This is a genomic window from Aromatoleum tolulyticum, from assembly GCF_900156155.1.
Lineage (GTDB): Bacteria > Pseudomonadota > Gammaproteobacteria > Burkholderiales > Rhodocyclaceae > Aromatoleum > Aromatoleum tolulyticum.
The window spans coordinates 177,003-198,365 of record NZ_FTMD01000007.1; the positions used below are offsets into that span (position 1 = coordinate 177,003).

17 protein-coding genes and 1 tRNA gene are annotated in these 21,363 nt (G+C 64.9%); 8 read left to right on the forward strand and 10 right to left on the reverse strand.

All coding sequences use genetic code 11. From position 1 onward, the window contains the following. Positions 1-131: 131 nt before the first annotated feature. Positions 132-1,319, reverse strand: a complete 1,188-nt coding sequence (locus tag BW991_RS12430; protein WP_076602435.1) for an acyl-CoA dehydrogenase — start codon at positions 1,317-1,319, stop codon at positions 132-134. Positions 1,320-1,606: 287 nt separating this feature from the next. Here BW991_RS12430 and BW991_RS12435 point away from each other — a divergent pair, with 287 nt between their 5' ends. Next, entirely contained in the window at positions 1,607-2,518 is a 912-nt protein-coding gene (locus BW991_RS12435; RefSeq protein WP_076602508.1) for a LysR family transcriptional regulator, read from the forward strand. Positions 2,519-2,530: 12 nt separating this feature from the next. On the opposite strand, the gene BW991_RS12440 is transcribed toward BW991_RS12435, so the two are convergent. From BW991_RS12440 to BW991_RS12450, 3 genes are all read right to left on the reverse strand, one after another. Then, complete coding sequence (locus BW991_RS12440; RefSeq protein WP_076602436.1) at positions 2,531-4,612, reverse strand: diguanylate cyclase; 2,082 nt, start codon at positions 4,610-4,612, stop codon at positions 2,531-2,533. Positions 4,613-4,752: 140 nt separating this feature from the next. Then, a complete protein-coding gene (locus BW991_RS12445) occupies positions 4,753-5,163 on the reverse strand; it encodes a bacteriohemerythrin (RefSeq protein ID WP_076602437.1) in 411 nt (136 codons plus the stop codon). Positions 5,164-5,174: 11 nt separating this feature from the next. Then, positions 5,175-6,332 carry an HD-GYP domain-containing protein gene (locus BW991_RS12450; RefSeq protein WP_076602438.1) on the reverse strand — a complete coding sequence of 386 codons (1,158 nt, stop codon included), beginning with the start codon at positions 6,330-6,332 and terminating at the stop codon, positions 5,175-5,177. A 302-nt stretch (positions 6,333-6,634) separates the two neighbouring features. On the opposite strand from BW991_RS12450, the gene ald reads away from it, so the two are divergent. Further along, positions 6,635-7,723, forward strand: a complete 1,089-nt coding sequence (ald, locus tag BW991_RS12455; protein WP_076602439.1) for an alanine dehydrogenase — start codon at positions 6,635-6,637, stop codon at positions 7,721-7,723. A gap of 175 nt (positions 7,724-7,898) precedes the next feature. Here the strand turns inward: ald and BW991_RS12460 are convergent. Then, positions 7,899-7,983: transfer RNA gene (locus BW991_RS12460), tRNA-Leu, on the reverse strand. Positions 7,984-8,182: 199 nt separating this feature from the next. Between BW991_RS12460 and BW991_RS12465 the strand changes: the two genes are divergently transcribed. Then, positions 8,183-8,581 (forward strand): hypothetical protein, encoded by a 399-nt coding sequence (locus BW991_RS12465; RefSeq protein ID WP_076602440.1) that lies wholly within the window; start codon positions 8,183-8,185, stop codon positions 8,579-8,581. Here the strand turns inward: BW991_RS12465 and BW991_RS12470 are convergent. Next, the gene (locus BW991_RS12470; protein ID WP_076602441.1) at positions 8,578-9,054 is read right to left on the reverse strand and encodes a hypothetical protein; all 477 of its coding nucleotides are present in this window, start codon (positions 9,052-9,054) and stop codon (positions 8,578-8,580) included. The genes BW991_RS12465 and BW991_RS12470 overlap by 4 nt on opposite strands. 249 nt (positions 9,055-9,303) lie before the next feature. Here BW991_RS12470 and BW991_RS12475 point away from each other — a divergent pair, with 249 nt between their 5' ends. After that, positions 9,304-11,394, forward strand: a complete 2,091-nt coding sequence (locus tag BW991_RS12475; RefSeq protein WP_076602442.1) for an LTA synthase family protein — start codon at positions 9,304-9,306, stop codon at positions 11,392-11,394. 81 nt (positions 11,395-11,475) lie between these two features. On the opposite strand, the gene BW991_RS12480 is transcribed toward BW991_RS12475, so the two are convergent. After that, on the reverse strand, positions 11,476-12,171 hold the full coding sequence (locus BW991_RS12480) for a phosphatase domain-containing protein (protein ID WP_076602443.1): 696 nt from the start codon (positions 12,169-12,171) through the stop codon (positions 11,476-11,478). A gap of 664 nt (positions 12,172-12,835) precedes the next feature. Here BW991_RS12480 and BW991_RS12485 point away from each other — a divergent pair. Next, complete coding sequence (locus BW991_RS12485) at positions 12,836-15,040, forward strand: OsmC domain/YcaO domain-containing protein (RefSeq protein WP_076602444.1); 2,205 nt, start codon at positions 12,836-12,838, stop codon at positions 15,038-15,040. An 86-nt stretch (positions 15,041-15,126) separates the two neighbouring features. Here the strand turns inward: BW991_RS12485 and gyrB are convergent, their stop codons facing one another. The 3 genes from gyrB to dnaA form a co-directional block, all read right to left on the reverse strand. Next, positions 15,127-17,634, reverse strand: coding sequence for a DNA topoisomerase (ATP-hydrolyzing) subunit B (gene gyrB, locus BW991_RS12490; protein ID WP_076602445.1), 2,508 nt, complete (start codon positions 17,632-17,634; stop codon positions 15,127-15,129). An 84-nt stretch (positions 17,635-17,718) separates the two neighbouring features. Then, positions 17,719-18,825 (reverse strand): DNA polymerase III subunit beta, encoded by a 1,107-nt coding sequence (gene dnaN / locus BW991_RS12495; protein ID WP_076602446.1) that lies wholly within the window; start codon positions 18,823-18,825, stop codon positions 17,719-17,721. 98 nt (positions 18,826-18,923) lie between these two features. Continuing rightward, positions 18,924-20,363, reverse strand: coding sequence for a chromosomal replication initiator protein DnaA (gene dnaA, locus BW991_RS12500; RefSeq protein ID WP_076602447.1), 1,440 nt, complete (start codon positions 20,361-20,363; stop codon positions 18,924-18,926). Positions 20,364-20,647: 284 nt separating this feature from the next. On the opposite strand from dnaA, the gene rpmH reads away from it, so the two are divergent. The 3 genes from rpmH to yidD are packed head-to-tail and all read left to right on the forward strand — an operon-like array spanning position 20,648 to position 21,352. Continuing rightward, a complete protein-coding gene (gene rpmH, locus BW991_RS12505; RefSeq protein ID WP_002926183.1) occupies positions 20,648-20,782 on the forward strand; it encodes a 50S ribosomal protein L34 in 135 nt (44 codons plus the stop codon). 1 nt (position 20,783) lies between these two features. Further along, positions 20,784-21,143, forward strand: a complete 360-nt coding sequence (rnpA, locus tag BW991_RS12510) for a ribonuclease P protein component (RefSeq protein ID WP_076602448.1) — start codon at positions 20,784-20,786, stop codon at positions 21,141-21,143. After that, on the forward strand, positions 21,143-21,352 hold the full coding sequence (gene yidD, locus BW991_RS12515) for a membrane protein insertion efficiency factor YidD (RefSeq protein WP_212566894.1): 210 nt from the start codon (positions 21,143-21,145) through the stop codon (positions 21,350-21,352). Before rnpA ends, yidD begins: the two co-directional genes overlap by 1 nt. Positions 21,353-21,363 lie beyond the last annotated feature (11 nt).

The following is a 21,363-nucleotide window of genomic DNA, read 5'->3' on the forward strand; positions in this document are numbered from 1 at the left end:
ATGAGCCGCGACCGGCGGATGCTGCCCGGTCGCGTCCCGGAGGAAGAAGGAACCCCGGTGGCCGGGGTCGTCGCCCTGCCCGGGCGCCCGACCCGCATGAGGTCGGTGCCGGGCCGGCGAGGGCGCGGAACTCAGTTCGAGAACGCGGCGAGGCCGGTGATGGCGCGGCCGAGGATCAGCGCATGGATGTCGTGCGTGCCCTCGTAGGTGTTCACCACTTCGAGGTTCACCAGGTGACGCGCGATGCAGAACTCGTCCGAGATGCCGTTGCCGCCGAGCATGTCGCGGGCGACGCGGGCGATGTCGAGCGACTTGCCGCAGGAGTTGCGCTTCATGATCGAGGTCAGTTCGACCGGCGCGTTGCCCTCGTCCTTGAGGCGGCCGAGGCGCAGGCAGCCCTGCAGGCCCAGCGTGATCTCGGTGAGCATGTCGGCGAGCTTCTTCTGGATCAGCTGGTTGGCGGCGAGCGGGCGGCCGAACTGCTTGCGGTCCATCGTGTACTGGCGTGCGGTCTCGTAGCAGGCTTCCGCGGCACCGAGGGCACCCCAGGCGATGCCGTAGCGGGCGGAGTTCAGGCAGGTGAAGGGACCCTTCAGGCCGCGTACGGTCGGGAAGGCGTTCTCTTCGGGGCAGAACACCTCGTCCATGACGATCTCGCCGGTGATCGAGGCGCGCAGGCCGACCTTGCCGTGGATCGCCGGGGCGGACAGACCCTTCCAGCCCTTCTCCAGCACGAAGCCGCGGATCTGGCCCTCGTCATCCTTGGCCCACACGACGAACACATCGGCGATCGGGCTGTTGGTGATCCACATCTTGGCGCCCGACAGGCTGTAGCCGCCGTCGACCTTCCTGGCGCGGGTGACCATGCTGCCGGGGTCGGAGCCGTGGTTGGGCTCGGTCAGGCCGAAGCAGCCGATCCATTCGCCGGTCGCGAGCTTGGGCAGGTACTTCTGCTTGGTCGCCTCGGAGCCGAATTCGTTGATCGGCACCATCACGAGCGAGCTCTGCACGCTCATCATCGAGCGGTAGCCGGAGTCGACGCGCTCGACTTCACGGGCGATCAGGCCGTAGGCGACGTAGTTCATGCCGGCGCCGCCATACTGCTCGGGGATGGTCGGTCCGAGCAGGCCCAGTTCGCCCATCTCGCGGAAGATCGCCGGGTCGGTCTTTTCGTGGCGGAAGGCTTCCTGCACGCGCGGCAGCAGGCGCTCCTGGGAGTAGGCGCGGGCGCTGTCGCGCACCATGCGCTCGGTGTCGGTGAGCTGGCTGTCGAGATACAGGGGGTCGGCCCAGTCGAAAGTCACGCGGTTCGTTGCCATGTTGAATCTCCTCAATGCGGCGTTTGGTCGTGGGCCGGGACCACCCGGCTCTGCTCGGTGACTGAACTGTAGTCAGCGCAGCGCGTCCCGACAAACGAAAATTTCGTGGTAGCTTGTGCGTAAAACGCACTTCGAGAGACGCGTAGACTCGTAGGGCGGAAAAGCCGCAGGCGCCTTCCGCCGAATGATCGGCTTTGCGGAATCGACTGCTGCATGGCGGAATGCGCTGCGCTTTTCCTTCCTACGTTCTTAGTGTCATGCGCATTGCGCACTTTATGGAGCCTTCGATGCGCCGCAAGATCCCCAGCACCGCCGCCCTGCTCGCCTTCGAGCGCGCTGCGCGGCACGAGAGCTTCACGCGCGCGGCCGAGGAGCTCGCGCTCACGCAGAGCGCGATCTGCCGCCAGATCGCCTCGCTCGAGGACTTCCTCGGGCTGCGCCTGTTCCGCCGTACCAAGCGCGGCGTCACGCTCACCGAGGCGGGCCTGTCCTACAGCCGCCAGATCAGCGCGCGCCTCGACGCGATGGAGCGCGACACCCTGTCGGTGATGGCCCACCACGGCCGCGGCGCGACGATCGAGCTCGCGGTGATGCCGACCTTCGCGACCCGCTGGCTGCTGCCGCGGCTGGGCGAGTTCCTCGCGCGCCATCCTGACGTCACCGTCAACATGAACAACCGCACGCGCCCCTTCCTGTTCGCCGACACCGAGTTCGACGCCGCGCTGTACTTCGGCGACGCCGGCTGGCCCGGCACCGAGGCGCATTTCCTGATGCGCGAGAACGCCACCCCGGTGTGCAGTCCGCGGATGCTGCAGGGACGCACCGCGCTCGCGCCGGACGAGATCGCGACGCTGCCGCTGCTGCAGCAGTCGACGCGGCCCTATGGCTGGCGCGACTGGTTCGGCTCGCAGGGGCTGCAGGTCGCGCACGACATGACCGGCACGCGCTACGAGCTGTTCTCGATGCTCGCGCAGGCGGCGATGCAGGACATGGGGATCGCGCTGATTCCGCCCTTCCTGATCCGCGAGGAACTCGACAGCGGGCGCCTCGTGATCCCGTGCGAGCACGTCTATCTCAGCACCAAGGCGTACTACCTGATCATCCCCGAGCGCAAGGCGGAGACGGCGTCGCTGGCGGCCTTCCGCGACTGGCTGGTGGAGGCGGCGGCCGGCTACCGGGTGGCTGCGGGGCTGGCGTGAGCGCGGGCGTGCTCAGGCCGCGTCCGCGTCGCAGCAGACGTTGTTGCGGCCCGATTCCTTGGCGCGGTACATCAGGTCGTCGGCCCGCTTGAGCAGGGTGTCGGCACCGTCTTCCGGGCGCAGCGTGACGACGCCGATGCTCGCGGTGACGACCCCGGCGGGCGGCGTCGGGTGTTCGCGCAGCGCCTGCAGCACGCGTTCGGCGAGCACCTTCGCTTCCGCGGCCGGGGTGCGCGGGCACAGCACCATGAATTCCTCGCCGCCCCAGCGCGCCAGCGTGTCGGTGCGGCGGATGGTCTCGCGCACGACCGCTGCGCCGTCCGCCAGCACCGCGTCGCCGACGCCGTGGCCCCAGGTGTCGTTGATGGTCTTGAAGCGGTCGAGGTCGTACATCAGCAGCGACAGCACGTCGCCGTGGCGCCGGGAGCGGTCGATCTCCAGTTCCAGCATGCGCTGCAGGTAGCCGCGGTTGTAGCAGCCGGTCAGCACGTCGGTCGTCGCCAGGCGCAGCAGCTCCTGCTCGTTGCGCTTGCGATCGGTGACGTCGCGATTGACGCCGATCATGCGCACCGGCTGGTGGCCGTTGCCGGGCACCAGCACCGCCTGGGCGTCGATGTGATGGATCTCGGTGCCGTGGCGCAGGATGCGGAAGGTCGTGACGAAGTCGCTGCCGGTGCGCAGGGACTCGTCGATCAGTTTGGTGAGGTGCGGCACGTCTTCGGGCACGACCCGCGCCAGCACGTCGTCGAAGCGGCCGCTGAACTCGTCCGGGCTGAGGCCGTAGAGTTCGTACATCGTGCTGTCCCACACGACCTTGCCGCTGTGCGGTTCGTATTCCCAGATGCCGATGTGGGCCGCGCGCGTCGCCAGCGTCAGGCGCTGCGTCAGGTGGCGCACTTCGAGTTCGGCTTCCCGGCGCGCGGTGATATCGACCATCAGGCCGCGCAGCAGCTTCGGTTCGCCGTTTTCGGCGACCACGGTGACGATGTCCTCGAGCCACACGACGCGGCCGTCGGCGGCGATGAAACGGTACTCGAAGCGGTGGGGTTCGAGCCGGCCGGTGCATGAGGCGCAGTACTGCGGCGCCCATTCGCGGTCCTCGGGGTGCAGGTGCGCGACCCAGAAGCCGGGCGTCCGCCAGTCCTCGATCGGGTAGCCGAGCAGGCTCTCCGCCTTGCGGCTGACGAAGCCGAACACGAAAGTCCGTGCGTCGGCTTCCCACACGATGCCGTCGGTGGTGTTCACGAGGTCGAGGAAGCGCTGGTGGTGCTGCCGCGCCTCCAGCTCGCTGGCGCGGTGTGCGGCGGATTCCTCCTCGAGTTTGGCGGTGCGTTCGCGCACGCGGTCCTCGAGGGTTGCGGTGAGGACCTTGAGGCTGGTCCACTGCGCGCGATACCGATGCAGATAGATCGTCAGCATCAGCGCGACGAGCGCCCACACGCCGGCGTGCGTGATCACGAGCTGGCGCCGCGACGCGTCGAGCCGTGCGACGAAATCCGTCGCCGGGATCGACACGCTGATGCCGCCGCGCACGTCACCGATGCTGTAAGTCTGCTTCTGGTGGCACTTCAGGCATTCCTTGCGCACATACAGCGGCGCCATATAGCGGATCACCGGGTCGCCCGTGGTGTGGAGGATCTCGCTGCGTTCCTTTTCGGCGGCCTTCTCGAAGGCCTGCAGTGCTGCCGTCTCCCACGGATCGGCGAGGTTGCCGGGGTTGATCGGGCGCAGGCTGGTGATGTGGATGCGGATGCCGCTCTCCCGTTCGATGACGCCGGCCATCTGGCGCGTCATGTAGGCGGGATTGACGGTGGTGAGGGGGATGCCGGAAGTCGTGACCGGGTCGCGCTCGGGCAGCTCCAGGTACTTGTTCGGCGGCGTCGACGCGCTCTGGCGCATGAACACGCCGCCGGCCTCGGAATTCCACAGGCGCATCGCCTCGATCATGTGGAAGATGTCGCGGCCCTGCTGGCGTGCGGTCGCGAACGCGGCAGTCTGGTTCTGGTGCAGCATCACGCCGAGGGACAGCAGGATCAGTACCGTCCATGCCCCGAGCGGAAGCACCCAGTAGAAGCGGTCAGGGATGCGGAGCATGGCGATAGGAGCCGCGCAAGAAACGGGTTAACGACCCATTCTAGTCCGCCATCGATCAGAATGTCATGAGCGGGGCGTGTTGCCGATGTCGTAAGGCTACCCGGATTGGGCGGTCGCGGCAGCCCGGCCGGCGCGCCGCTTCAGCGGGCGGCCGTGAGATAGGGCACGTATTCCTTGTCGGTGCCGCAGATGTGATGGATCAGCCATTCGCCATAGAGAAAGGGCATCATCGCCTGCAGCGCCGCGGCATCGCCGCTTTCGAACACGCGCTCGAATTCCTGCAGCTGGCGCAGGATCGCGTTGTGCTCGGCCTGGTGCGCGGCGACCTTGTCGTCGGGGTAGCCGGCGCGGATGACGCGTTCCTCCTCGTACGCGAAATGCGTCGTCACGTAATGCGCGAGGTGGTCGAAGACGCGACGTGCCCCGTCCGACGGACCCTCGCCGTGCAGCTGGCCGGCGAGTTCGTTGATGATCGCGATCAGTTCCGCATGCTGGCGGTCGATCTCGGCGTCGTCGACGGAGTATTCGGGCTTCCATTCGAAACGGTTCATCGGGCTCGTCCTCAGTGGCGGTTCCACAGGCCGCGCAGCACCACGACCGAACCGCGGTGGCTGGAAAACGGCACCATGCCCTCGATGCGGCAGTGCTCGTGCGCGGTGTCGCGCTGCGCCGGGGTCAGCATCGGCATGCCGTCGGCGCGGACGAAGGAAAATACCAGCGGACAGGCCGTGTTCGTCGTGCGCTTCTTCACGACCGCGATCTCGCCGTTCGCGAGGCGCACGGTCGCACCCGGCGGGAACACGCCGATCTCCTTGATCATCATGCCGATCAGGCGGTTGTCGGTCGCCGAGCCCTGCTCCAGCATCAGCTTGCGCATCGCCTCGGTCGACACCATCGCCTTGCGGTAAGGGCGGTCGCGCACCATCGCGCTGTAGATGTCGGCGATCGCCAGCACCCGCGTCGGCAGGCTGATCGCGTCGCCCGAGCTGCCGTCGGGGTAGCCCGTGCCGTCGAGCCGTTCGTGGTGGTGGCGCACCGGGTCGAGCCAGGTCTTCTCGCGCACGCCGAGGTCCGCGAGGATGGATTCGCTGTCGATCGGGTGGCGGTTGATGCGCTCGCGCTGCAGCGGGGTCAGCGGCTCGAGCTGCTGGTCGAGCACGTCCTGGATGTCGAGCAGTCCGATGTCGTGGGTGAGGCCCGCCTTGATCAGCGGCAGGCGCGACTCGTCCGGCACGCCCAGCTTCTTGCCGATCAGCTCGCACAACATCGCCGCCTGCAGGTGATGAATGACCGCGTAGGAGCTGTCGTAGTCGAGATGCAGGTTGGCCAGCGCCGAGTCGGTGTCGTGCGTGCACGCCTCCTGGATCGTCAGCGCGATGCCCTCGATGCGCGGCACGAATTCGTTACCCAGGCCGCCGTGCTTGTACAGGTCGAAGGTGCGCTTGAGGCGCAGCTTGAGCAGATCGAACATCTCGAAGGAGCTGTGCTCCTCGCTCACCGACGCCACCGGCAGCGCAGGATGCGCCGGCTTGGGGTGCCGTGCGTCGTTGCTGATGAAGCAGCCGTTGGCGATCAGCACATCGCGCTGCTTCGCGGTATTGATGACGAAACCGGCCTGCAGCAACAGCATCCCGGACCCGTCATACACCGCGTAGGGCAGCGGCTCGCCGAGACGGATGTCGGTGGGTGAGACGCGTTCGAAACCTTGCCGAGGTGTCATTTTCGTCGAGTGACAGCGTGTGGTCGGTCGGATCTTTCTTGCGATGCCGACAGGCTAGCAGGCTATCCGGAGGAATGAAAAGAAAAACCGCAAATCGCGCCGTGGTGCGCCGCGGCGCGACGACGTCTAACACCTTGGTAATAGTGCCGCAGATACCGCCTCGGACCTTCGCACGCATGTTGTGCTGCAGCATGACAGGCGGGCACCAAGGCGTTCATCATCGGCAGTTCCCGCAGCCGCCACGCATCGCTCCGGCACGGACCCCGCAGGCGGGCCGCCTGCGCTGCAACGGACCCTCGATCATGCAAGTCGGAATCCCGAAGGAAATCAAGACCCACGAATACCGGGTCGGCGCGACGCCGCACAGCGTGCGCGAACTGGTCGCCCACGGTCATGGCGTCCTGGTGCAGAGCGGCGCCGGTGCGGCGATCGGCCTGGCCGACGAGCAGTACCGTGCCGAAGGCGCAGAAATCGTCGATAGCGCGGAAGAGGTCTATGCCCGCGCCGAACTCGTCGTCAAGGTCAAGGAACCGCAGCCGCAGGAATGCGCGCTGCTGCGGCCCGGACAGGTGCTGTTCACCTACCTGCATCTCGCCGCCGATCCGCAGCAGACGCGCCTGCTGCTCGCATCCGGGACGACCGCGATCGCCTACGAGACCGTCACCAGCCCCTCGGGCGGCCTGCCGCTGCTCGCGCCGATGAGCGAGGTCGCCGGACGCATGTCGATCCAGGCCGGCGCGAGCTGCCTCGAGAAGCCGCACGGCGGCTCCGGCGTGCTGCTCGGCGGCGTTCCCGGCGTCGCGCCCGCGCGCGTCGTGATCCTCGGCGGCGGCGTGGTCGGCTACAACGCCGCGCGCATGGCCGTCGGGCTGGGTGCCGACGTCACCGTCGCCGACCCCTCGCTGGACCGCCTGCGCCGTCTCGACGAACTCTTCGCCGGGCGCATCCGCACCCGCCACGCGACCGGCGGCGCGATCGAGTCGCTGGTGCTGAAGGCCGACCTCACGATCGGCGCCGCGCTGTTGCCCGGCGCGCGCACCCCCCGCCTCGTGCCGCGCGAGTGGCTGGCGCGCATGCAGCCCGGCTCCGTGCTGGTCGACGTCTCGATCGACCAGGGCGGCTGCTTCGAGAGCAGCCACCCCACCACCCATGCCGACCCGACCTACGTCGTGGACGGCATCGTGCATTACTGCGTCGCCAACATGCCCGGCGCGGTCGCGCGCACCTCCACCTTCGCCCTCAACAGCGCCACCCTGCCCTTCGTGCTCGCGCTCGCCGACAAGGGCTGGCAACTCGCGACCGCGGAGGATCCGCATCTCGCCGCGGGCGTGAACATCGATGCCGGGCGCATCGTCTGCCCGGCGGTCGCCGAGGCCTTCGCGGCGGCGTGAGTGCAGGGGGTTGGGGCATCGGGCGGAGGAGGAGCGCTGCGTGCCCCCGCGAATGCCCCCGGAAGCGCCCCGTTCCCGCACGCGGGGTCGCGGCAGGCCGTAGACGTGAAAAAGGCCAGAACCCTCGTGCTGCTTGGGATTGCTGGCCTCGATCGGACTGCTCTGGATTTCTGAATGGTGCCTTGGGCGAGACTCGAACTCGCACGTCTTTCGACACTACCCCCTCAAGATAGCGTGTCTACCAATTTCACCACCAAGGCTTCATCGCGGTCTGCGGCCGCTCGTGGCGGACCGCAATCACTGCGGAAGGGCGCGGATTATAGCCCGGGTTGCCGGGTGCTCGTCAATCGTCGCCGCATCGGACATGGCAGGGCGCAAAGCCCGTCCGTCGTGAGGGATTACCGCGATCCGTGCCAGGGCGACCGCTAGAATGCCCTGCGGATATTGGAGCGGCATGGGATGGGAAAATTTCGTGCGTATCTGGGCGGTTTCTGCGTGCTTGCGAACGGTGTCGCTGCGTCCGGCGGAGCCGCCGAAACCGGCATCGAAACGGTGTGGACGTGCTGGTACAACGGATCGGCATCCGTGTTGTGCCGCCTGCTGACCGCGCCCCCGCGGATCGACGAAACCAGTGCCGAATCGGCGGTACCGTGGCTTGTGCCGACAAGCGAGCGCATCCGCCGGCCGCTGCCCGTCCTGGTACATGTGATCGGCCAGGATCCTGCACAGCTCGCCAGCCGCACCGTGCGCATTCCGCTCCACAACTACGCGGAAAACATGGATGCGGTCGAGCAGCTGGCGGACGCGGTGATGTGCGGCGGGCGCAGCGACTGCCGCGTGCAGTTCGAGCGCGGCTAGTCGTCCGCGCGATACAGGGCATACACGCTCAGCAGCCCGAATCCCAGGATCAGCAGCCACTTCAGCGACGACGCGCCACCCGACAGCGCGTACAGCGGCGCGACCCCGAAGCGCGGCACCTCCGTGAGCCACCAGTGCAGCGCATTCTCCAGCGCGTCGAGGCATGCCGCGACCGGCAGCAGCCACGCGAGAACGTGCCGGAACGCTGGCGCACGGGCAGCGAACACGTCCGCCCGCGTCGCGTACAGATAGCCGAACAGTCCGTATGCGAGCAGCAAGGCGACATCCACCGGCAGATGGATGCGGTAACGCGCGAGATCGGCCGGCGACCAGAAGTGGACGATCTGCCCGAACATCCTGGGCGTGAACGCGAACTGAAGCGCCAGAGCGCCGGGGTCCAGCGGCGCGAGATACCAGAAAAAACCGGCGAGCAGCGCCAGCGCGGTCAGTCCGGAGATCCATACGGCACGCATCACAGTACCCTTCTGATTAACGAATTTTTCACTGCGTATCAGGTAAAGTCTCGGCTGCTTCAATCATGCGGCGACGGCAGCGGGGCCTTGTGTTGCCGCCGTTCCTGGGGCGCCATGGAGCGAGCGCCATACAGCGAATCCCTCACGACACTTCCGGCCATTTTGACCTTCGATTGCGGTGCTCAGTGATCGGCCGGACCGCATGCGCAATCTTGAAATCAACTATCAATCGAACGGATCCTGATCTGCATGACCTCCAAGGACGCCCAGAGTTCTAATCCGTCTAGCTTTCGTTTGGCCCATCCGACGATCAAGAATCACCTGTTGTTCACGCTTTCCAGCGCGTTCGCGTTGCTAGTGCTGTACACGCTGCTACGCGTGGCGCTGCTGACATACAACCGCGAGTTGATCGGTACAGCCTCGGCCGCCGCGCTCGCCGAAGCCTTCTACAATGGTATCCGCTTCGATCTGCGCGTCGTGGTGTTCGCGTGTGTTCCGCTGCTGCTGTCCCTGCTCAGCGTCCGCGCCATGGCGGCGCGCGGGCTGCATCGCCTGTGGCTGACGGCGGTCGCCAGCCTCACCCTGTTCCTCGGCATCACCGAACTGGATTTCTACCGCGAGTTCCATCAGCGACTGAACAGTCTGGTATTCCAGTATTTCCAGGAAGATGCCCGGACCGTATTGAGCATGCTGTGGAACGGCTTTCCGGTCGGACGCTATCTGCTCGCGTGGGCTGCTGCGACCTGGTTGCTGTGCAAGCTGTTTCAGGGCCTGGACCGGCTTAGCCGGCCGAAGACCGAGGCGGCGCCGCAAGTCGCGGCGGTTCGGGTGATTCCGCCCTGGTCCTGGCGCATTCCGGTGTTTTTCGTCTGCCTGCTGGTCGCCGTCACCGCCGCACGCGGCAACCTGCGCCAGGGCCCCCCGCTGCGTTGGGGCGATGCCTACACCACCGATTCGATGTTCGCCAACCAGTTGGGCCTGAACGGCACACTGACCCTGGTGGACGCCGCGAGGAACAGCTTCTCCTCGCATCGCGACAATGCCTGGAAGCCGACCATGCCGGACCAGCAGGCGGTGCAGACCGTGCGCGAGATGCTGCTGACCACGTACGACCAGCTGGTGGCCGCCGACAAGGCAGCCATCCGCCGCAACTTCACGCCGCCGGCCGCCGGCACGCTGCCGATCCGCAACGTGGTGGTTATCCTGATGGAAAGCTTCGCCGGCCATTACGTCGGTGCGCTCGGCAGTCCGGCCAACATCACGCCCTACTTCGACAAGCTCGCGAAGGAAGGCCTGTTGTTCGACCGCTTCTTCTCCAACGGCACCCACACCCATCAGGGCATGTTCGCCACCATGGCGTGCTTCCCCAACCTGCCGAGCTTCGAATACCTGATGCGCACCCCCGAGGGTGCACACAAATTCTCCGGTCTGCCGCAGTTGCTCAGCGCTCGCGACTATGACGACCTCTACGTCTACAACGGCAATTTCCAGTGGGACAACCAGTCAGGCTTCTTCAGCAACCAGGGCATGACGACCTTCGTCGGCCGCGAAGACTTCGTCGATCCGGTCTTCATGGACCCGACCTGGGGCGTGTCCGATCAGGACATGTTCGACCGTGCCGCCGCCGAACTGTCCAAGGGCTACGGCAGCAAGCCGTTCTATGCGCTGCTGCAGACGCTCTCCAACCACACCCCCTATGCGCTGCCCAAGGACCTGCCGGTCGAACGGGTCACCGGCCACGGGACGCTGGACGAGCATCTGACCGCCATGCGCTATTCCGACTGGGCACTCGGCCAGTTCTTCGAAAAGGCGCGCCGCTTGCCGTACTTCAAGGACACGCTGTTCGTGGTCGTCGGCGACCACGGCTTTGGTAGCGATGAACAGCTCACCGAGATGGACTTGTTCCGCTTCAACGTGCCCTTGCTGCTGATCGCCCCGGGCATCCAGGACAAGTTCGGTGCCCGCCGCGACACCGTGGGCACCCAGATCGACATCGTGCCGACGATCATGGGCCGCCTGGGTGGTGAGGTGCGTCACCAGTGCTGGGGCCGCGATCTGCTCAACCTGCCGGCTGGGGATCAGGGCATTGGCGTGATCAAGCCGTCGGGTGGCGATCAGACCGTCGCCGTCGTCAGCAGCGACCGCATCCTGGTGCAGCCCAAGGACTTCGCGCCGCGCCTGTACCGCTATGAACTGGGCGCGAATCCGAAAGCCGAGCGCATTCCCGGGGACAGCGACCCGCAATTGCAGAGAAAGCTCGACGCCTTCCTGCAGACCGCAACCAAGAGTCTGCTGGAAAACACCGCCGGGATCGTGGACGGCGTACCGACCAAGAATTGAGGACGGCAACCGTTTCGGCAGCCGTTGGGAGTTACGGCTGCCGGCTCGCGGTCCCACCCGCGTTTGCCGGGTGTAGCGGCGTCACTGCGTGAGCGCGGTCTTGGACGCGCTGCCGAAGGTTTTCTGGTACCAGTCGCGCACGTAACAGGTGGAGAGCAGCGTCGTGCTGCATTTGCCGTCGGCGAGCGCCTGGCGGATCTTCGCGATGTCGGCCTTTTCCACGTAGCGCGTCGCGTCAACGATGTCCTTTTCGTCGCCGAAGCCGCCGTTGTGCATTTCCCTGAGGGCTTCCTCCTTGCTCCAGCCCTGAATTACCGTGCGGTACATCGCGGCCATCAGGCCGGTACGCTCGCGTCCGTGCTTGCAGTGCATCAGCACCGGGCCGCGGGTCTCGGCGTCCCGCACCACGCGCAGCACTCGCAGCACGTCGGCGTCCTTAACCCGGTCCGCGTGCAGCGGGATACTCACGCGCTCGACGGCGGCATTGCCGAGCCATTCGGCGTCATCGTCCTTGACGAAGCTGACGACGGTGCGTACCTGCAGCGTTTGCAGCAGGGACATGCTCTGGCGGTTCGGAAGGGCGCTGCGGTAAAGCGTGGGCGACATTCGGTGGAGGTTGATGGATTTGTCCACCGGCGTGGCCCAGGTGTCCGGATGCGCGCTTGGCATGGCAGGCGCGGCGCCTGCCGCGGCGTTTTGGCCGGTTAGCAGTAGGCAGAAGGCGACGATGCCAGCAGTGCTGTGAAGAAGGGAATCGAGTCGGGAGAAAACGAGCATAACGGCTCCGCGCATCGGTGGTGTGAAGCATAGGCTTTACGCGTGAAGACAGCGTCAAGACATTGTGAAAGATAAGGGCGAAGCGGGTGTCGGTACTCCGCGACGGCAGATGCAAGATGTAGCCGCGGACGCATGTGGCGGGTGCGCCCGTGGAGGCTGTAGTAATTAGTTCGTCATCAAGCGGAGGAAGATGACATTTTAATGCGTGTGATCGCACTCTGGAGGGGCGATTCAGTGCATGCAATTTGCCGTTGTCCGACAGCCCGCGTACGCGGTGTAGCCAGAAAGCGGCCGCACGTGTCATGAGCAACCGCATGGTGCTCGCAAGATTTCAGTCCGCTTCGAAATCTCCAGTGCGTCGTCCACCTCGATCCCGAGATACCTGGCCATGCATTCCAACTTGGCATGAGCCCGCAGCAGCTGAACGGCCCACCGATTCCTGGTACGCGTGTAGATCAACGTTTCTTCGGACTTGCCTTGTCGTAGGGCGGGTCGGGCTTGGCTGTCTGGTGTGCCCGACCTTTGAAACGTTCGTCGCGGCTGCGCATGCTGTTGTCCGAGCCAGCACCCGGTTCCTCAAACTGCGGAGAAGCACGGCTTTTCCACTGGGAAAACGGCGATAATGGCGGCCAATTCGATTTGAACGCTATTTCAGGATTCCCCGATGGAAATCAAGGTCAATTTTCTCGACAAGCTCCGTCTTGAAGCCAAGTTCGATGACTTCACGGTGGTGGCCGATCAGCCTATCCGCTATAAGGGCGATGGCTCGGCGCCTGGCCCGTTTGATTACTTCCTGGCTTCGTCGGCTTTGTGTGCGGCTTACTTTGTGAAGTTGTATTGCGAAACTCGCAATATTCCTACCGATAACATCCGCCTGTCGCAGAACAATATTGTTGATCCGGAAAACCGCTACAAGCAGATTTTCAAGATCCAGGTCGAGTTGCCCGAGGATATCTCCGCCAAAGACCGTCAGGGTATCTTGCGCTCCGTCGAGCGTTGCACGGTGAAGAAGGTGGTGCAAACCGGGCCTGAGTTTGTGATCGAGGAGGTGGAAAATCTGGATGCCGATGCTCAGGCCTTGCTGACGTTGAAGCCGGATTCAGAAGCAAGCACCTATATTGCGGGAAAGGATCTGCCGCTGGAGAAAACCATCGCCAATATGTCGGGGGTTTTGGCGGGTTTGGGCATCAAGATCGAAATCGCTTCGTGGCGCAATCTTGTTCCTAACGTGTGGTCGCTGCATACCCGTGATGCGCACTCGCCGATGTGTTTTACCAACGGCAAGGGGGCTACCAAAGAAAGCGCGTTGGCGTCGGCGTTGGGCGAATTTATCGAGCGCCTGAATTGCAATCACTTCTACAACGACCAGTTCTGGGGGGAGGACATCGCCAGCGCGGCGTTTGTGCATTACCCGAATGAGCGCTGGTTCAAGCCGGGTCCTAAAGATGCGGTGCCGGCTGAAATTCTCGACGAGTACTGCCTGCAGATCTACAACCCCGATGGCGAGTTGCGTGGCTCGCATTTGTACGACACCAACTCCGGCAATGTGCAGCGCGGCATCTGTTCGCTGCCGTACGTGCGTCAGTCGGACGGCGCGGTGGTGTATTTCCCCGCCAACCTGATCGACAATCTGTGCCTCAGCAATGGCATGAGTGCCGGTAATACGCTGGCCGAAGCACAGGTGCAATGCCTGTCGGAAATCTTCGAGCGGGCGGTAAAGCGCGAAATTCTGGAAGGTGAAATCGCGCTGCCCGATGTGCCGAATGAAGTGTTGGCGAAATATCCCGGCATTCTGGCCGGCATTGAGGAGCTGGAAAAGCAGGGCTTCCCGGTGCTGGTGAAGGATGCGTCGCTGGGCGGGCAGTTTCCGGTGATGTGCGTCACCCTGATGAACCCCCGTACTGGTGGGGTGTTTGCCTCGTTTGGGGCGCACCCGAGCCTGGAGGTGGCGCTGGAGCGCAGTCTTACCGAGTTGCTGCAGGGGCGCAGTTTTGAAGGCCTGAACGATTTACCCCCGCCCACCTTTGAAAGTAACGCCGTAACCGAGCCGAATAACTTCGTTGAACACTTTATCGATTCCAGCGGCGTGGTGTCGTGGCGCTTCTTCAGCGCCAAGGCCGACTTCGATTTCGTCGAGTGGGATTTCTCCGGCCAGGGTGAAAACTCCAATGTCGAGGAAGCCGCAACCTTGTTCGGCATTCTCGAAGACATGGGCAAGGAAGCGTACATGGCGGTGTATGACCAACTAGGCGCAACGGCTTGCCGCATCCTGGTGCCGGGTTATTCGGAGATTTATCCGGTCGAAGACTTGATCTGGGATAACACCAACAAGGCATTGTCGTTCCGCGCCGATATCTTGAACTTGCATCGCCTCGACGATGCCGGCCTGGAAGCACTGCTCGAACGCCTGGAAGACAGTGAACTCGATGATTACACCGACATCATCACGTTGATCGGCATCGAGTTTGATGAGAATACGGCCTGGGGTCAGCTAACGATTCTGGAGTTGAAGCTGCTGATTAATCTCGCCTTGCAGCAGTTTGAAGCGGCTAAGGAGCTGGTGGGAGCCTTCCTGCAGTACAACGAGAACACGGTCGAGCGCGTATTGTTCTATCAGGCCTTGAATGTGGTGCTCGAGGTGCTGCTGGACGACGACCTGGAAATGGACGATTACGAGGGCAATTTCCGCCGGATGTTTGGCAACCCGCGGATGGATGCGGTGATGGGGTCGGTGGACGGGAGCGTGCGCTTCTTCGGGCTAACGCCGACGAGCATGAAACTGGACGGGCTCGACAGGCACCAGCGCCTGATCGATAGCTACAGGAAACTGCACAGGGCGCGGGCCAATGTGGCGGCTGGCCAGGGCTGAATGCCGGACTTCGATCACAATCTGCGAACATGAAAAAAGCTCCGCAAGGAGCTCTTTTCGTTACCAGCGCGACCCGACAGACCGCATCACACGTCGATGTTCCGTGCGTATAGCGCGTTGCCTTCGATGAACGCCCTGCGCGGCTCCACATCGTCCCCCATCAGCGTCGTGAAGATCTCGTCGGCGGCGATGACGTCGTCGATCTGCACGCGCAGCAGGCGGCGCACGGCGGGGTCCATCGTGGTTTCCCACAGCTGCTCGGGGTTCATTTCGCCCAGACCCTTGTAGCGCTGCTTGCTGAGGCCGCGTTCGACTTCGGCGAGCAGCCAGCGGATGGCGTCGGCGAAGCGGGTGACGGGCTGGCCCTTCTCGCCGCGGCGGATCTCGGCGCCTTCGCCGATCAGGTCGGAGATGGCGGCGGCGGCGGTGCGGATGCTGCGGTAGTCGCCGGAGACGACGAATTCCTCGTCGACCCAGCCGAGCTTGCGGTTGCCGTGCAGCATGCGCTCGATGGCGATGCGCCAGGTTTCCGATTCCTCGTGGTACTCGGCGCGGATCTGCACTTCGTCGGGCAGGTGCGGCCGGATGCGATCGGCGGCGGCGGTGGTGGAGGCTTCGTCGGCGAGGCTGACTTCGATGTCGTGCGCGAGCATCGCGTGCAGCACGGCGCCGTCGATGTAGCCGGACAGGCGGTTGATGACGGCTTCGGCGAGCAGGTAGCTGCGCGCGAGGCCGCCGAGCGTCTCGTCGACGATGGGGGCGGCACCGGCGCGCGGCACGAGCGCGGCGCCGTCGAGGGCGAGCTTGAGCAGGTGCTGGTTCAGCGCCGCCTCGTCCTTGATGTACATCTCGTTCTTGCCGTGCTTGATCTTGTACAGCGGCGGCTGGGCGATGTAGATGTGGCCGCGCTCGACCAGCTCGGGCATCTGGCGGTAGAAGAAGGTCAGCAGCAGGGTGCGGATGTGGGCGCCGTCGACGTCCGCGTCGGTCATGATGATGATGCGGTGGTAGCGCAGCTTCTCGGGCTTGTAGTCTTCCTTGCCGATGCCGGTACCGAGCGCGGTGATCATCGTCGCGATCTCCTGGCTCTGCAGCAGCTTGTCGAAGCGCGCCTTCTCGACGTTGAGGATCTTGCCCTTGAGCGGCAGGATCGCCTGGAACTTGCGGTCGCGGCCCTGCTTGGCGGAGCCGCCTGCGGAGTCGCCCTCGACGAGGTAGATCTCGCACAGCGCGGGGTCCTTCTCCTGGCAGTCGGCGAGCTTGCCGGGCAGGCCGACGCCGTCGAGCAGGCCCTTGCGGCGTGTCATCTCGCGCGCCTTGCGGGCGGCGTCGCGGGCGCGCGCGGCTTCGACGATCTTGGCGCAGATGGTGCGCGCGTCGATCGGGTTTTCCTGCAGGAAGTCGGTGAGCTTGTTTGCGACGACTTCCTCGACGGCGGGGCGCGCTTCCGAGGACACCAGCTTCATCTTGGTCTGGCTGGCGAACTTCGGGTCGGGCATCTTGACCGACAGCACGCAGGCGAGGCCTTCGCGCATGTCGTCGCCGGTGATGTCGACCTTGGCCTTCTTGGCGATCTCGTTTTCTTCGATGTACTTGTTGATGACGCGCGTCATCGCCGCGCGCAGGCCGGTGAGGTGGGTGCCGCCGTCGGCCTGCGGGATGTTGTTGGTGTAGCACAGCACCTGTTCGGCGTAGGTGTCGTTCCACTGCATCGCCACTTCGACGCCCAGTTCGGCGTCGTGGCCGTGGCCGGTGGGGATGCGCGTGGTGCCCGCGGCGTAGAACACGGTCGGGTGCAGGACGGACTTGGTGCGGTTGATGTATTCGACGAAGCCCTTCACGCCGCCGGCGAAGGCGAAGTCCTCTTCCTTGCCGTTGCGCTGGTCGACGAGGCGGATCTTGACGCCGTTGTTGAGGAAGGACAGTTCGCGCAGGCGCTTGGCGAGGATGTCGTAGTGGTATTCGATGGTGCCGAAGATCTCTTCGTCGGCGAGGTAATGCACTTCGGTGCCGCGCTTGGTGGCTTCGCCGATGACCTTCAGCGGGCTGACCTCGATGCCGTCGACGACGTCGATCACGCGGTCCTGCGGCACGCCGCGGTGGAATTCCATGAAGTGCTTCTTGCCGTCGCGGCGCACGATCAGGCGCAGCCACTTCGACAGCGCGTTCACGCACGAGACGCCGACGCCGTGCAGGCCGCCCGACACCTTGTAGCTGTTCTGGTTGAACTTGCCGCCGGCGTGCAGCACGCACATGACGATCTCGGCCGCCGAACGCTTCGGTTCGTGCTTGTCGTCCATCTTCACGCCGACCGGGATGCCGCGGCCGTTGTCGGCCACCGAGATCGAGTTGTCGGCGTGGATCGTGATCACGATGTCGTCGCAGTGGCCGGCCAGCGCCTCGTCGATCGAGTTGTCGACGACCTCGAACACCATGTGGTGCAGGCCGGTGCCGTCGGAGGTGTCGCCGATGTACATGCCGGGACGCTTCCTCACGGCTTCCAGGCCTTCGAGCTGCTGGATGCTGGATTCGTCGTATTCGCCGGAGGGGGCGGGGACAGGGGCGGACTGAGGCAGGTTTTGCGGATCGGACATCGTCAATCTCTATGAATCATCAAAGAACGCGCCCCGGGAGGTCCCGGGGCGTCAGAACGCGTCGGCGGCGGGCGCCGGTTCGCGTCAGATGCGCATCGGCATGACCACGTACTTGAAGCGGTCGTTGCCCGGCAGGGTCACCAGCGCGCTGGAGTTGCCGTCGTTGAAGCGCCACTCGATCTGGTCTTCGTGGGTGTTGGTGAGCACATCGAGCAGGTAGGTGACGTTGAAGCCGATGTCGAGCGGGTCGCCGTGGTAGTCGACTTCCAGCTCTTCCTGGGCTTCTTCCTGTTCGGCGTTGGTGCTGGCGATCTTCAGCGTGCCGTCGCCGAGCACGAGGCGCACGCCGCGGAACTTGTCGTTGGTCAGGATGGCGACGCGCGACAGGGTCGCGAGCAGCGGGGTGCGCTCGAAGGTCAGCAGCTTCTGGTGATTCTGCGGGATTACGCGCTCGTAGTCGGGGAACTTGCCGTCGATGAGCTTGGAGACGAGCTCGATCGGGCCGAAGCGGAACACCACCTGGTTGCCGGCGAGGACGACTTCGAGCGGGTCTTCGCTGTCGGCGAGCTGGCGCGCGAGTTCCATCACCGTCTTGCGCGGCAGGATGACCTCGGTGCGCGGCACTTCGGCCTCGAGCGGGCTGGAGGCGAAGGCGAGGCGGTGGCCGTCGGTGGCGACCATGCGCAGTTCCTTGCCGTCGGCGATCAGCAGCAGGCCGTTGAGGTAGTAGCGGATGTCCTGCTGCGCCATCGCGTAGGCGACCTGGGCGAGCTGGCGCTTGAAGCTCTTCTGGCTGATGCTGAAGCGCGTGGCGTCGCCGTCGGGCAGGTTCATGCGCGGGTAGTCGGCGGCGGGCAGGGTCTGCAGCGCGAAGCGGCTGCGGCCGGCCTTGACGGTGAGGCGCTTGTCGTCGAGGGTCACGACCACCTCGCCCTCGGAGGGCAGCGCGCGCAGGATGTCCTGCAGCTTCTTCGCCGCGACGGTGATGGACGTGTCCTCGCCGCCGATGTGCCCGCCCGTGGTCGTGCGGATCTGGATCTCGATGTCGGTGGCGAGCAGCGTGAGCTGGTCGCCGTGCTTCTCGATCAGCACGTTCGACAGGATCGGCAGGGTGTGGCGCTTTTCGACGATGCCGGCGACCGACTGCAGCGGGGCTAGGAGCGCATCGCGGGTGGTGGTGAGCAGAAGCATGGCGTCAGGATCTTCCGTTTGAGGTTATTCCGTTTGTCCGGGCAGGGAAGCGGTGCTGCGGGGAGAAGGCACGCAGGGCGTGGGCATGCGGGGAGCGCTCATCCGCGCAGCACCTGCGTGAGCACGTGCACGTCGTGGTTGAGCTGCTGGTCCGCGAGGCGCAGGTCCGCGATGGTGCGGCAGGCGTGCAGCACGGTGGTGTGGTCGCGTCCGCCGAAGGCCTCGCCGATCGCCGGCAGCGACATCGGCGTGAGGTCCTTGGCGAGCCACATCGCGACCTGGCGCGGACGCGCGATGACGCGCGTGCGCTTCTTCGAGTGCATGTCGGCGACCTTGATCTTGTAGTAGTCGGCGACCGTCTTCTGGATGTGCTCGATGGTGAGCTGGCGGTTGTGCGCGTTGAGCAGGTCCTTGAGCGCGTCCTTGGCGACTTCCAGCGAGATGCCGCGGCCGTGGAAGCGCGCGAAGGCGACGACCTTGTTGAGCGCGCCTTCGAGCTCGCGCACGTTGGAGCGCAGGTTCTTGGCGATCAGGAAGGCGACGTCGTCGTGCAGATCGACGCGCAGCGCCTCGGCCTTCTTCTGCAGGATCGCGACGCGCATCTCGAGCTCGGGCGGCTCGATCTGCACCGTGAGGCCCCAGTCGAAGCGCGAGATGAGGCGGTCTTCGAGGCCCTGGATGTCCTTCGGGTAGGTGTCGCAGGTGATGACGATCTGCTTGCGCGCCTCGGTGAGCGCGTTGAACGCGTGGAAGAATTCTTCCTGCGTGCGGTTTTTGTTGTTGAAGAACTGGATGTCGTCGATCAGCAGCAGGTCGAGCGAGCGGTAGTAGCGCTTGAAAGCGTCGAAGCTCTTCTGCTGGTAGGCGCGCACGACGTCGGCGTAGTAGTCCTCGACGTGCACATAGCGGATCACCGCGCGCGGGTTGCGCCGGTACACGGCGTTGCCGATGGCGTGCACGAGGTGGGTCTTGCCGAGGCCGACGCCGCCATAGACGAACAGCGGGTTGTAGGACGTGCCGGGGTTCTGCGCGACCTGCATCGCGGCGGCGCGCGCGAGGTCGTTGGCGCGGCCGGTGACCAGCGTGTCGAAGGTGAAGTCCGGGTTCAGCCGCGTCTTCTCGTAGGCGAGGTCGGCCGAGGTGGTGGCAGGTTCGGGTTCCGGGCGCGTGATGATGGCGGGGGCGGCGATGGGCGCGCGGGTGGCGTTCGCGGCCGAGGCCGAGGCCGCGCCTTCCGACGCGACCGGCATGACGGGGGCGACGGGGCGCGCGGCCGTGCGCGCGCTGCCCGCTTCGGCCATCACGAGTTCGAGCAGCAGCGGGCCGCCGTGGAATTCCTCGCCGAGCTCGGCGATGCGCTTGAGGTAGCGTTCGCGCACCCACTGCATGACGAAGCGGTTGGGGGCGAACAGGCGCAGCGACGGTTCGTCGCTCGTGCCGGCCTCCGCACGCAGCGTCTTGATCCATGTGTTGAACTGCTGCGGGGGCAGCTCACTCTCAAGGCGCGACAGGCAGAAGGACCAAAAATCTTGACTCACGGACTCGATGGTTAGGGCTTGTGACACGATTTCCAAAACACCTCGGCTCGGCAGTCGGAGCGGTGAAGCGCAACGGCGGCGCGAACTCGTTTCGGGGACATCCCGGCCGTCCGCGCAGCGCGACGGGCCTGAATGGGCGGCGCACAGGGGCGGTCGGGAGGGGAAACGCTGGATTCTACCCCCCGGCGGAAGAGTTATCCACAGCCCGGGCCAAAAATTGTGCTTGACAAACAGGGTATTATCCAATTAAATCCGCGGTTTGACCCTTTCACTGGCCAACCGAAATGAAACGCACCTATCAGCCGTCCGTCGTCCGTCGCAAGCGCACCCATGGTTTTCTGGTCCGCATGAAGACCCGCGGCGGTCGCGCCGTCATCCGCGCTCGTCGCGCCAAGGGCCGTCATCGCCTCGCTGTCTGAGGTGAGCAGCCCGTCGGGCGTTGATCAAAGATTTCTCAGCGCCTACAGATTACGAAAAACGGATGAGTATTCATCCGTTTTTGCTTTCCGGCGGGCGATCAAGGGACGCTTCTTCGTCGTTCATTATCGTCCCAACGAACTCGGCACGGCACGCCTCGGCGTCGTTGTGGCGAAGAAGCTGGCGAAACGCGCCAACGTGCGCAATCTGGTGAAACGCATCGTGCGCGAACAGTTTCGCAAAATTCGTGTGACGCTCCCTCATCACGACCTGATCGTGCGCCTGCACGCGCCCGTCAGGGATGCGACGCGCGCGATGATCAACGACGACATCGCGCAACTTTTCGCGCGCCTGCGACCGTGATCAAGTCTCTGCTCCTCGGCCTGCTGCGCGTCTATCGTTACGCGATCAGCCCGATGCTGGGGCGCAACTGCCGTTTTCATCCGAGTTGTTCCGAATACGCGGCCGAGGCCGTACAGCGCCACGGCGCCCTGAAGGGCGGGTGGCTGGCGTTCAAGCGGGTGGGCCGTTGCCACCCATTCCATCCGGGCGGGTATGATCCCGTTCCCTGACTCTTCCCAGA

Bases quoted from the DNA above. Each gene is read 5' to 3' on its own strand.
- BW991_RS12430 (WP_076602435.1), bottom strand. From the start codon at position 1,319: ATGGCAACGAACCGCGTGACTTTCGACTGGGCCGACCCCCTGTATCTC.
- BW991_RS12435 (WP_076602508.1), top strand. From the start codon at position 1,607: ATGCGCCGCAAGATCCCCAGCACCGCCGCCCTGCTCGCCTTCGAGCGC.
- BW991_RS12440 (WP_076602436.1), bottom strand. From the start codon at position 4,612: ATGCTCCGCATCCCTGACCGCTTCTACTGGGTGCTTCCGCTCGGGGCA.
- BW991_RS12445 (WP_076602437.1), bottom strand. From the start codon at position 5,163: ATGAACCGTTTCGAATGGAAGCCCGAATACTCCGTCGACGACGCCGAG.
- BW991_RS12450 (WP_076602438.1), bottom strand. From the start codon at position 6,332: ATGACACCTCGGCAAGGTTTCGAACGCGTCTCACCCACCGACATCCGT.
- ald (WP_076602439.1), top strand. From the start codon at position 6,635: ATGCAAGTCGGAATCCCGAAGGAAATCAAGACCCACGAATACCGGGTC.
- BW991_RS12465 (WP_076602440.1), top strand. From the start codon at position 8,183: ATGGGAAAATTTCGTGCGTATCTGGGCGGTTTCTGCGTGCTTGCGAAC.
- BW991_RS12470 (WP_076602441.1), bottom strand. From the start codon at position 9,054: ATGCGTGCCGTATGGATCTCCGGACTGACCGCGCTGGCGCTGCTCGCC.
- BW991_RS12475 (WP_076602442.1), top strand. From the start codon at position 9,304: ATGACCTCCAAGGACGCCCAGAGTTCTAATCCGTCTAGCTTTCGTTTG.
- BW991_RS12480 (WP_076602443.1), bottom strand. From the start codon at position 12,171: ATGCTCGTTTTCTCCCGACTCGATTCCCTTCTTCACAGCACTGCTGGC.
- BW991_RS12485 (WP_076602444.1), top strand. From the start codon at position 12,836: ATGGAAATCAAGGTCAATTTTCTCGACAAGCTCCGTCTTGAAGCCAAG.
- gyrB (WP_076602445.1), bottom strand. From the start codon at position 17,634: ATGTCCGATCCGCAAAACCTGCCTCAGTCCGCCCCTGTCCCCGCCCCC.
- dnaN (WP_076602446.1), bottom strand. From the start codon at position 18,825: ATGCTTCTGCTCACCACCACCCGCGATGCGCTCCTAGCCCCGCTGCAG.
- rpmH (WP_002926183.1), top strand. From the start codon at position 20,648: ATGAAACGCACCTATCAGCCGTCCGTCGTCCGTCGCAAGCGCACCCAT.